The organism is Thioalkalivibrio sp. HL-Eb18, assembly GCF_000364985.1.
Taxonomy (GTDB): domain Bacteria; phylum Pseudomonadota; class Gammaproteobacteria; order Ectothiorhodospirales; family Ectothiorhodospiraceae; genus Thioalkalivibrio.
The window spans coordinates 84,635-95,592 of the sequence record NZ_KB822971.1; the positions used below are offsets into that span (position 1 = coordinate 84,635).

At 63.7% G+C, this 10,958-nt stretch carries 11 protein-coding genes; 6 read left to right on the forward strand and 5 right to left on the reverse strand.

What is annotated here, in order from left to right; all coding sequences use genetic code 11:
* Nucleotides 1-4: 4 nt before the first annotated feature.
* The 3 genes from F813_RS0110050 to hspQ are packed head-to-tail and all read right to left on the reverse strand — an operon-like array spanning nucleotide 5 to nucleotide 2,749.
* Nucleotides 5-691 carry a rhomboid family intramembrane serine protease gene (locus F813_RS0110050; RefSeq protein ID WP_017926442.1) on the reverse strand — a complete coding sequence of 229 codons (687 nt, stop codon included), beginning with the start codon at nucleotides 689-691 and terminating at the stop codon, nucleotides 5-7.
* 11 nt (nucleotides 692-702) lie between these two features.
* Entirely contained in the window at nucleotides 703-2,388 is a 1,686-nt protein-coding gene (gene ilvD, locus F813_RS0110055; protein WP_017926443.1) for a dihydroxy-acid dehydratase, read from the reverse strand.
* A 40-nt stretch (nucleotides 2,389-2,428) separates the two neighbouring features.
* Nucleotides 2,429-2,749, reverse strand: coding sequence for a heat shock protein HspQ (gene hspQ, locus F813_RS0110060; RefSeq protein WP_012982621.1), 321 nt, complete (start codon nucleotides 2,747-2,749; stop codon nucleotides 2,429-2,431).
* A 124-nt stretch (nucleotides 2,750-2,873) separates the two neighbouring features.
* On the opposite strand from hspQ, the gene F813_RS0110065 reads away from it, so the two are divergent.
* Complete coding sequence (locus F813_RS0110065) at nucleotides 2,874-3,422, forward strand: NUDIX hydrolase (protein ID WP_017926444.1); 549 nt, start codon at nucleotides 2,874-2,876, stop codon at nucleotides 3,420-3,422.
* Nucleotide 3,423: 1 nt separating this feature from the next.
* Here the strand turns inward: F813_RS0110065 and F813_RS0110070 are convergent, their stop codons facing one another.
* Nucleotides 3,424-4,086 (reverse strand): L-fuculose-phosphate aldolase, encoded by a 663-nt coding sequence (locus F813_RS0110070; RefSeq protein WP_012982623.1) that lies wholly within the window; start codon nucleotides 4,084-4,086, stop codon nucleotides 3,424-3,426.
* 233 nt (nucleotides 4,087-4,319) lie between these two features.
* On the opposite strand from F813_RS0110070, the gene F813_RS0110075 reads away from it, so the two are divergent.
* Nucleotides 4,320-4,787, forward strand: a complete 468-nt coding sequence (locus F813_RS0110075; protein WP_017926445.1) for a cytochrome c — start codon at nucleotides 4,320-4,322, stop codon at nucleotides 4,785-4,787.
* Nucleotides 4,788-4,790: 3 nt separating this feature from the next.
* Nucleotides 4,791-5,717 (forward strand): c-type cytochrome, encoded by a 927-nt coding sequence (locus F813_RS0110080; RefSeq protein WP_026148246.1) that lies wholly within the window; start codon nucleotides 4,791-4,793, stop codon nucleotides 5,715-5,717.
* A gap of 123 nt (nucleotides 5,718-5,840) precedes the next feature.
* Here F813_RS0110080 and F813_RS14120 read toward each other — a convergent pair whose 3' ends face one another.
* Nucleotides 5,841-6,134, reverse strand: a complete 294-nt coding sequence (locus F813_RS14120; RefSeq protein ID WP_081601308.1) for a hypothetical protein — start codon at nucleotides 6,132-6,134, stop codon at nucleotides 5,841-5,843.
* Between the two features lie 213 nt (nucleotides 6,135-6,347).
* On the opposite strand from F813_RS14120, the gene F813_RS0110090 reads away from it, so the two are divergent.
* The 3 genes from F813_RS0110090 (at nucleotide 6,348) to F813_RS0110100 (ending at nucleotide 10,907) form a co-directional block, all read left to right on the forward strand.
* Nucleotides 6,348-8,783 (forward strand): class I SAM-dependent DNA methyltransferase, encoded by a 2,436-nt coding sequence (locus F813_RS0110090; protein WP_017926448.1) that lies wholly within the window; start codon nucleotides 6,348-6,350, stop codon nucleotides 8,781-8,783.
* Nucleotides 8,776-9,864 carry a restriction endonuclease subunit S gene (locus tag F813_RS13815; protein ID WP_081601309.1) on the forward strand — a complete coding sequence of 363 codons (1,089 nt, stop codon included), beginning with the start codon at nucleotides 8,776-8,778 and terminating at the stop codon, nucleotides 9,862-9,864. Before F813_RS0110090 ends, F813_RS13815 begins: the two co-directional genes overlap by 8 nt.
* Before the next feature lie 77 nt (nucleotides 9,865-9,941).
* On the forward strand, nucleotides 9,942-10,907 hold the full coding sequence (locus F813_RS0110100) for an IS5 family transposase (RefSeq protein ID WP_012981492.1): 966 nt from the start codon (nucleotides 9,942-9,944) through the stop codon (nucleotides 10,905-10,907).
* The last annotated feature ends 51 nt before the right edge of the window (nucleotides 10,908-10,958 follow it).

A 10,958-nucleotide genomic window follows, 5' to 3' on the forward strand; every position in this document is an offset into this window, starting at 1 on the left:
AACCTCACCACCAGAATCTTCGCTGGCGCGGGCGGATCGGGAGTCTGCCGCGCCAGTACTGGATGGCCAGGAAGCCAAATGCCATCCCCCCCAGATGCGCGAAATGCGCGATACCGGCGAGGGTGCCGGAGATTCCCAGGTAGAGTTCCAGCGCCCCGTAGGCGATGACAAAGTACTTTGCCTTGATCGGAATCGGGAGGAAGAACAGATAAAGCCGCTGGTTGGGGAACATCATCCCGAACGCCAGCAAGACCCCGAACACGCCGCCGGACGCCCCAACAGTGGGATACACCATCCCATTGTCCCCGTAGGCGGTGACCATGAGTTGTACCAGCCCGGCACCGATCACGCAGATCAGAAAGTACAGGGCGAAGGTCCTCGATCCCCAGGCGTTCTCGATCTGCACGCCCAGCATCCAGACAGCAAACATGTTCACCGAGAGGTGAACCAGGCCACCGTGCAGGAACCCGTAGGTCAACAGCTGCCAGAGCTGGAAGTCCGGCACGCGTAGCCATTGCCCGTCCTGGAGGATCATGGAGGGCGTGCCGATAGGCCACAGGGCGAAATGAGTCATCAGCCAGTCGCCCAGCCAGGGCAGAGCGAGGAAAAGTGCCACGTTGGCGATCAGCAAGAAGCCGATCACGGGAGGCATCATGCTGAAATCGGGGTGGCGCGGATCCGGGTGCGTCATCGGGGCCGCGGTCAGCGAAAGTCGTCGGTTACGGCACCGCGACTGGCGGATCCGACCTGACGGCTGTACTTCCCGAGCACCCCCCGATCAAAGCGCGGCAGGGGGGGCTGCCAGGCACTTCGGCGACGCGCCAGTTCGTCCTCCGGTATCTCGAGCGCGAGGCGATTACGGTCGGCATCGACCTCGATGATGTCGCCCTCGCGCACAAGGGCAATGGGTCCACCTTGTGCCGCCTCGGGCGCGACATGTCCGACGACGAGACCGTAGGTGCCCCCGGAGAAGCGACCGTCGGTAATCAGGGCAACCGAATCGCCGAGACCCGCACCGATGATTGCCGCCGTTGGGGCGAGCATCTCGCGCATACCGGGCCCCCCACGAGGACCCTCGTGACGGACCACGATGACATCTCCAGCCTGAATACCACCCGCCAGGATGGCGTCCAGGCATTCCTCCTCGGATTCGAATACGCGTGCGGGCCCGCGAATCGAAGTGGACTTGAGCCCGGTGATCTTGGCCACGCTGCCTTCCGGCGCCAGATTGCCCTTCAGGATCGCCAGGTGGCCCTGCGGGTACAGGGGGGCATCGAGCGGGCGGATGATGGCCTGGTTCGATGGTGGTGCATCGGGAATGTCGGCCAGGACCTCGCCGAGGGTCTGGCCGGTAATGGTCAGGCAGTCGCCGTGCAAAAGTCCGCCGTTCAGCAGAATCTTCATGACCTGGGGTGTTCCGCCCACGGCGTGGAATTCCGTGGTCACGTGCCGACCGGAGGGCTTCAGGTCGCACAGGACCGGGGTCCGGCGACGGATGTTTTCGACATCGTCGAGCGTCAACGGCACGTTTGCACAGTGGGCAATGGCGAGCAGGTGGAGCACGGCATTGGTCGATCCCCCCACGGCCATGACCACGGCCAGGGCGTTCTCGAAGGCCTCGCGCGTGAGGATGTCGCGCGGCTTGCGGTCGGCATGGATCGCTTCCAGGAGGACTTCGGCGGAACGGGCGGCGGACTCGGCCTTCTCCGGATCCTCCGCCGCCTGAGTCGACGAGCCCGGCAGGCTCATGCCCATCGCCTCGAAGGCGCTGGACATGGTATTGGCTGTGAACATGCCACCACACGAGCCGGCCCCCGGGCAGGCATTGCGCTCCACGCCGGCCAGGTCTGCATCCGACAGCTTCCCCGCCCCATGCTGTCCGACGGCTTCGAATGCACTGACGATCGTGAGATCCTGCCCCTTGTAGTGCCCGGGCTTGATCGTGCCCCCATAGACGAAGATCGCGGGCACGTTGAGCCGCGCGATCGCCATCATGGCGCCGGGCATGTTCTTGTCGCAGCCGCCGGTGGCGAGCAACCCGTCCAGACTCTGGCCATTGACGACCGTCTCGATCGCATCGGCGATCACCTCGCGCGACACGAGGGAGTACTTCATGCCTGGAGTGCCCATCGAAATGCCGTCGGAGATGGTGATAGTGCCGAAGGTCTGCGGCATGCCGCCCGAGGCTCGTACGGCCGATTCCGCGCGTTCGGCCAGTGCTCCGATCCCCATGTTGCAAGGAGTGATCGTGCTGTGGGCGTTGGCAATGCCAACGATGGGACGCTGGAAGTCGTCGTCCCCGAAGCCCACGGCCCTGAGCATGGCGCGGTTGGGAGTGCGGCGTGGACCTTCTGTGACGACGCGGCTGCGTCGGTTGTCCTGGGTCATCGAGTCGTCCTGTCCGTTGTCCGGCCCGGGGGAGGGCGGATTAGTGGGTGCGAGAATTGCTTCCGCGGCAGTAGCGCCCGTTGAGGAAGTGATCGAAGAACTGGCCCAGTGCCGGATGATCGATCTGCTGGCCGGAGGTATCGGGTTCCAGATGGCGTTCGGCCACATACGTGCTGTGCGAGTATCCATCCACCAGCACGTGGTACCACGGCCGATCCTTGGGGGGGCGGCTCCTGGCCACGGTTTCGTACCATTCGTCCGAGCCGGAGTAGACCGGATCGACCTCGACGATCACACCGCGGTAGCCGAACTTGGTATGGTGGACCAGCTCACCCACGGTGAAGCGTGTTCCCTGTGTCATCGCTGCCCCCTGGCGGCGTTTGGTGCGTTAATTGTGCTGCATCGACAGCGTCTCTCAGAAAAGACCATCGCCCGGGTCTCGCGTTCCGGCGCGTGGTCCTGGACCCGCAAAGCGACGGTATACCATGTCCCGTGACGTCAGCATCCCCCGTCCCGAATTTCACCGGGCCGTTCCCGAAAATGATGACCGCGAACGCAAGATCTGCAGTCACTGTGGCTTCGTGGACTACGAGAACCCGCGGATTGTGGTCGGCGTGGTCGCCACATGGGAAGAGAGGGTCCTGTTGTGCCGCCGCGCGATCGAGCCGCGCAAAGGTCACTGGACGCTGCCCGCAGGATACATGGAGCTTGGCGAGTCGACCGAGCAGGGCGCGGAGCGGGAGGCCTGGGAGGAGGCACGCGCCCGGCTGCGTATTGATCGCCTGCTCGCGGTCTACAGTCTGCCGCACATCGGACAGGTGCAGATGATCTACCGCGCCGAGCTGCTGGGGGACGACGTTGCCCCCGGACCCGAGTCCAAGGAGGTCGCGCTGTTCGACTTCAATGATCTGCCCGGGGAGCTCGCGTTTCCGTCGGTGTCCTGGGCCCTGGGGCACTACCAGCAAACGCGCCACCTGGGCGAATTTTCGCCGATGGGCGCCCCGGAGTCCGCGAGTCCGCTGGGCGGGTTGTAGATCAGCCGTCTTGCGCGGCCCGGGACGGTCCGTAGTCCCGGAACTTCTCCAGCACGCGCGCCATTTCGTCGTCGCCGAGGAGCTGCGGGCCGCCAATTTGCAGGCTCAGCACGTACTGCTGCGCGAGCAGCTCGACTTCCTCGGTCAGCCACAGGGCCCGCGCGAGATCCGGCCCCGTCGCAATCATGCCGTGGTTGGCCAGCAGGCACGCCAGTCGGTCCTGCAGGGCCTCCACCGCATAGCGTGAAAGCTGCTCCGTGCCGAACGTGGCATAAGGGGCACAACGGATCGAATTGCCCCCGGCCGCCGCCACCATGTAGTGCAGGGCGGGGATATCACGCCCCTGAATCGCGACCACGCTGGCGTAGGTCGAGTGGACATGCACCACGGCGTTCAACTCCGGGCGTGCGTGGAGGATCGCCCGATGAAAATGCCACTCGCTGGAAGGCTTCTGATGATCTGGCCAGCGTCCCTGTGCGTCAACCGCGACCAGGTCCTCCGGGCGCAGGGCTTCGTAGGGCACGCCGGACGGGGTAATCAGCATGCCATCGCCCAGGCGCGCGCTGACGTTGCCCGAGGTCCCCTGGTTCAGACCACGGCGGTTGGTCTCGAGCGCGGTGTCGATAATCCCCTGGCGCAGGGCCATTTCATCGGTGGCAGGCATCGGTGTCCGGGCGGATGGATGGATGGAAGCCGGATTGTATCGCGACAGGCGCCAAGGATGTCTCGGGGAACACCCGCTAGTTTATGGGGTCAATGTCGAAAGGCTGGCGTGAGCGGGACGTGAAGACGCGGATGGCGCGAACGCCGGCTGGACATCTATATTGAAGGCTGCACGTGGCAGGCCGCAGCGGTTGGGCGGCACTTTCGATGTTCCTTGAACAGGGAGGACAACCTATGGAAAAACCCCTTCGTTTTCTGACTGCGGCTTCCGTTGCCGGGACCCTGGCGTTGGGCTTGGGTGCTGTGCATTCCGTACATGCCTTTGACGAGCACGAGGCCACTATTGATTACCGTCAGGGCGTGATGCGGTCCATCGGCGGGAACGTCGGCTCCATCGCCGCAGTCGTTGTCGACGGCGCCGAATTCGGCGACAACCTCGAGATGCACACCAGGCATCTGGTGGATCTCACCGCGGACATCCCGGCACTGTTCCCTGAAGGCAGTGATTTCCCCGATACCGATGCCAAAGAGGAGATCTGGGACGACTGGGACCGGTTCAAGGAGCTCTCTCAGGACACCAAGGATGCGGCCGAGGCATTGCATGCCGCCGTTGAAGCCGGTGACGACGACGAACTCCCGATTCGCTTCCGTAACCTGGGGCAATCCTGCCAGGCCTGCCACGACGACTTCCGCCGCGACTGATCGGTGGTGGTGACGACAAGGCGCACAGGGCCGGCCGTCTGGCTGCCGGCCCTGGCCATTGCCGCCCTTGCATGGGGTTCCGTCGCACAGGCGGAGGTGGAGATCGGTGAAGAGGATCCCCAGGCGGGCGAGGACGAGCGCATTGCCTACGGCGAGTACGTCTTGCGCGCCGGCGGGTGTGTGACCTGTCACACCGCGGAGGATGGCGACTTCCTGGCCGGTGGGCGGCCGATCGAAAGCCCCTTCGGCGTGTTCTACGGCCCGAATATTACCCCGGACGAAGAGCACGGCATTGGCGGCTGGTCGGAGGGCGACTTCAAACAGGCCCTGAGGGAAGGGCGCAGCCCGAACGGCACTCATTACTACCCGGCGTTTCCGTACACCGCATACACGAAGATGACGGACCAGGACGTGGAGGCGTTATGGGCCTATCTGCAGTCCGAGGTCGAACCGGTCGCCAGGGAGAACACCCCGCATGATCTGGACTGGTTCGTGCGCTTTCGGCCATCGCTGAGCGTATGGAAGTGGCTGCATTTCGAGCCGGGCGAATTCCAGGCGAATCCCGACGAGTCCGAGGAGTGGAACCGCGGCGCCTATCTGACTCAGGCCCTGGGACATTGTATGGAATGCCATACCCCGCGCACCCGGACCGGCGGGCTGGACCTCGAGCGCCTCGGAGCAGGGGCCCGCATGCCGGATGGCGACGTGGCACCCAATATAACGCCAGACCGGGAAACGGGCATCGGCCGATGGGGCGCGCGCCATATCGCCCGCTACCTGGAGATGGGCATCACCCGTGACGGCGACTTTGCCGGTAGCAGCATGGCCGACGTGATCGAGCATGGCACGTCCTACCTGACCAGTGACGACCGCCGGGCAATCGCGGCCTACCTGCAGTCGCTGGACCCCATCGAACACGAGCCGGACTGAGTGCACGCAAGATTCATGAAAAAGGGCCAGGCTGCATTGCAGACCTGGCCCTTGATCTTGTCTGGCTCCCCGGGACGGGCTCGAACCGCCGACCTGGTGATGGCCCTTCACTTTCTTTGCCGTTCAGGTTTCGTCGCGCAGGGTCAGGAACACGTCAGGATCTTGTCCTGAGGGGCTGGAGCGAACCGGGTCTGGGAGCCGCAGTATCGCCGCTCTTTCGGCCTCGTCCAGCATCGCTTCAGATAGGTCAATACACTGACCGCACTTGGGACATTTCAGTTGGTAGCCTCGAGTGAGTGGATGGGCATGGAACCGCATGCGAACGGGGCAGGGAGCATGCGTGAAGCGCAGATTGGATGGGCCGAGTTCTCCCATGTCCGGCAATGGGTCCAGGTACAGTTCGGTCGGTGCGGTCATGATGCCAGTCCTCGTCGTTCATGCATTGAGGAGGCAAGGATGTTCCGCAAGGAGTGGGGCTGCGACTTTGCCGCTAGCCGGCTGAGGGTGCTTCGTCGTGGCGGGCTGGATTCCGACTCGATAGCATGAAGCACCGCGCGCACGACCGCTGTCGTCGCGGCAAGCGCCTAAACGGCCCCCGTACCTGACCCGATCGAAGGACCGATAGCCTCCATGATCCTGACCCTGAACCAGCTTGAGCGCCACCTGTTCGCGGCGGCGGACATCCTTCGTGGGCGCATGGACGCCTCGGAGTTCAAGGAGTACATCTTCGGCATGCTGTTCCTGAAGCGCTGTTCGGACGTCTTCGAGCAGCGGCGGGAAGAGGTGCGCGACAACCTGCGCGCCAGCGGCAAAAGCGAGGAAGAGATCGCCAAGCTCGTCGAGATGCCCAGCTGGTACAAGGCGGACTTCTACGTGCCGCCCAAGGCGCGCTGGGAGTACTTGCTGAACGAGGCCCACCAGGCCGTGGGCAACAAGCTGAACAAGGCGCTGGCCGGACTGGAGGAGCACAACCCCAGCCTGGCCGGGGTACTGGAGCACATCGACTTCACCCGCAAGGTGGGTTCCACCACGCTGCCGGACAGGAAGCTGCGCGACCTGATCGTCCACTTCAGCGAGTACCGCCTGCGCAACGAGGACTTCGAGTTCCCCGACCTGCTCGGTGCCGCCTACGAGTATCTGATCCGCGACTTCGCCGACTCCGCCGGCAAGAAGGGTGGCGAGTTCTACACCCCACGCCCGGTGGTCCGCATGATGGTGCGGCTGATGGACCCGCAGGAGGGCCACAGCGTGTACGACCCGTGCATGGGATCGGGCGGGATGCTGATCCTGTCCAAGGAGAACCTGGAAGAGCAGGGCGGCGACACGCGCAAACTCAACCTGTTCGGGCAGGAGGCCTCCGGCTCGGTCTGGGCCATCGCCAAGATGAACATGCTGCTGCACGGGATCAGCAGCGCCGACCTGCGCAACGAGGACACCCTCACCGACCCGCAGCACGTCGAGGGCGGCGAGCTCAAGCGCTTCGACCGCATCCTCACCAACCCGCCGTTCTCCATCGGCTACACCTCGAGCCCGCACTTCCCCGAGCGCTTCCACTACGGCAGCGTGTCCGAGGGCGCCAAGAAGGCCGACCTGATGTTCCTGCAGCACATGGTCGCCAGCCTGAACGCCAACGGCCGCCTGGCCACCGTCATGCCGCACGGCGTGCTGTTCCGCGGCGGCGACGAGAAGCGCATCCGCGCCGGTCTGCTGGAAGACGACCTGGTGGAGGCGGTGATCGGCCTGGCGCCCAACCTGTTCTACGGCACCGGCATCCCGGCCAGCATCCTCGTGCTGCGCGCCAGGGGCGCCAAGCCCGAGGAGCGCCGGGGCCGCGTGCTGTTCATCAACGCCGATCGTGAGTACCACGAGGGCCGCGCCCAGAACCACCTGCTGCCCGAGCACATCGAGAAGATCGTCAGCACCTGGGATGCCTTCGAGGACGTGCCCGGCTTCGCCCGCGTGGTGCCGCTCGAGGAGCTGCGCGAGAACGACTACAACCTGAACATCCGCCGCTACGCCGACAACACCCCGCCGCCCGAGCCCCAGGACGTGCGCGCCCACCTCAAGGGCGGCGTGCCGCTGAAGGAGATCGAGGCCCGGCGCCCCCTGTTCGACGCCCAGGGCCTGGACCCGATGCACCTGTTCACGCCCCGTCCGGACGATTCCGACTACGTCGACTTCGCCGACCACCTGAACGAGAAGCGCGACCTCAAGCCGGCCATCGAGGCCGACACCGGCCTGCAGGACCGCGAGGCCCGCGTGCTCGCCGCCTTCGAGGCCTGGTGGGCCGAGCACGGCGCCAGCATCACCGCGCTCTCCGGCAACGGCGGCCGCCTGACGCAGTTGCGCGACGAGCTGCTGGGCAGCTTCTCCGCCGCCCTGGAGCCCACCGGCATGCTCGACCGCTTCGCGGTGCGCGGCATCATTGCCGGGTTCTGGTTCGACAACAAGAACGAATTCCGCACCCTGCAGACCCGCGGCTGCCTCGGCGTGGTGGACGCCTGGCGTACCACCATCATCAGCCAGCTCGAGGACGACCAGAACAAGGCCAACCCGCTGGACCACCGCCTGGTGCACTTCCTGCTGCGGGACTACGTGGCCGAACTCGAAGACCTGGCCGCCCGCAAGGCCGAGCTGGATGCACGCATCAAGGCCGCCGAGGCAGGGCGGGACGTTGATACTGATGAGCAACATGACGATGACTTGGACGAAGCCCTCAGTGCTTTGGCGGACTACGCAAGGCAAAACGATATCAAAGAGTCGAAAAAGGAGCGCACGCAGTTGAACAAGGAGCACAAGACCAAGGTCGCCAGCTTCGAGACGCACCTGAACACCGCCGTGGACGCCCTGGACGAGCCCGCCGCCGCCGAGCTCGTGGGCACCATCCTGCACAATGACCTCAAGGGCATCCTCGAACACCACGTCCGCCAGCAACGCCAGCAGGTGATCGCCGCCTTCGAGACCTGGTGGGACAAGTACCGGGTAACGCTTGCCGATATCGAGGCCGAGCGCGATGCCGCCGCTCGCGAGCTGCAGCAGTATCTGGAGGGGTTGGGGTATGTCTGAGTGGGCGTATCGGCGAATCAGAGACCTCCTGAACACCAGCTATGCGGGTGAATGGGGAGACCCTCCGTCACCGGGTAATGCACGTGTGCTTCGGGCGACGGATATTGATTCCGATGGGCGAATCAATGGACAAGGAGCTCTCAGGCAGATCTCGCCCGCTGCTGTCCAGACAAAGCGCTTACAACATGGCGATGTCATGCTGGAGGCTTCTGGCGGAAGTCCCGAGAAGCCTGTGGGACGAGTCGCATTCTATTCCGGGCAAGAAAGTGACGGACCGTTTCTCACCTCGAATTTCTACAAGACCCTCCGTCCAGCCGGTGATGTGGATCCCAAGTTCCTTCATTGGGCTCTGCTTCGTTTCTATCGACAGCCTGATATTCTGCAGTACCAGCAACAAACCACCGGCATTATCAATTTAAAATTTCAAGATTACCTTGATGCAAAAGTCCGGTCCCCTGTCGCGCGGAAGGAACAAAAACTTATCGCCGACATCCTAGACACCCTCGACATCCAGATCCAGAAGACCGAGGCGCTGATCGCCAAGCTGGAGAAGGTCAAGGAGGGCCTGCTACACGACCTGCTGACCCGCGGCATCGACGAGAACGGCCAGCTCCGCCCCAGCCCCGAGCAGACACCGGAGCTCTACAAGGACTCGCCGCTGGGGTTGATTCCGAGGGAGTGGTGTACTGCTTGCCTGAGTGAAATTTCTGAAAAAATCACGGACGGCACTCACCAGGCAGTGAAAACAATCGCCGCCGATGAAACGTCTGTCCCTTTTCTATATGTGTCGTGTGTTCGTAATGGAAAAATTCTATGGGACCAAGCTGCCGCGATTTCTCGAAGCGATTTTCTCGCAATCTCGAAGGGGCGCGAACCTCATAGAGGGATGATTCTTTACACGGCAGTGGGGTCTTATGGGCACGCTGCCGCTGTGGAGAAAGAGTCTCATTTCTCATTCCAGCGTCATATTTCCTGCATCAGCCTAAAAAGCAAGCGAGCCGAACCCCGCTTCCTATCTTATTTTCTAAATTCACCGCGATCAAAGAGGCATGCCGACCAAGTGGCTTTAGGGAAACACTGATTTATTCCGCCGTGGGTCCCGCCCACCTGGCGGGTTTGGGATAATGGCGCCAGGTTTCCTGCCCAAGGTGATGGCCGATGTCCCAGCGCAGCTTTTCCGATCTCGAGTATTCCGCCAAGCGTAAGCAGACGCGGCGCGACCGCTTTCTGGGGGAGATCGATGCGATCACGCCCTGGGCGGCGCTGGTGGAGGCGATCGAGCCGCACTACCCGAAGGGGAAGCGGGGTCGTCCGCCGATTGGTCTGGAACGGATGCTGCGGATGTACGTGGCCCAGCAGTGCTTCAACCTGTCGGATGAAGGGATCGAGGATGCGGTCTACGACAGCCAGGCGATCCGGAGCTTTGTCGGGATCGACCTGAGCCGCGAAGACGCCCCGGATGCCACGACCCTGCTGCAGTTCCGCCGGCTGCTGGAGCAGCACAACCTGACCCAGGTGATCTTCGACCGGATCAACGCCCATCTGCAGCAGCGGGGTCTGATGCTGCGCGAGGGCACAGTGGTGGACGCCACCCTGATCGCGGCCCCGCCGTCGACCAAGAACCGGGAGAAGGCGCGCGATCCAGAGATGCACCAGGCGAGGAAAGGCAACCAGTGGTACTTCGGGATGAAGGCGCATATCGGGGCCGATGTCGTCACCGGCCTGGTTCACACCGTGAAGGGCACGGCGGCGAACGTCTCCGATGTATCGCAGGTGCCGGAACTGCTCCACGGCGAGGAAGCGAGCCTGCATGGCGATGCCGGCTACATCGGTGCGGAGAAGCGACTGGAAGGCCATCGTCCGGAGACGCACATCGCGCGCAAGCGCGGCACGGTACGCGCGATGCCAGAGGGCCCCGAACGCGATCAGGTGCGCGCCGCTGAACGGCACAAGGCTCAGTTGCGTTCGATCGTGGAGCATCCGTTCCATGTGGTGAAGAACCTGTTCGGATATCGCAAGGTGCGCTACCGCGGCCTCAAGAAGAACACCGCGCAGCTGCACAGCCTGTTCGCCCTGGCGAACCTGTACCGTGCGCGACAATGGGGGCTGCTGCCGCAGGGGTAGTGTGTCCGCAGGACCGGAAATCGCCCCTGTAACCGCCAAAAACGGCGGTTA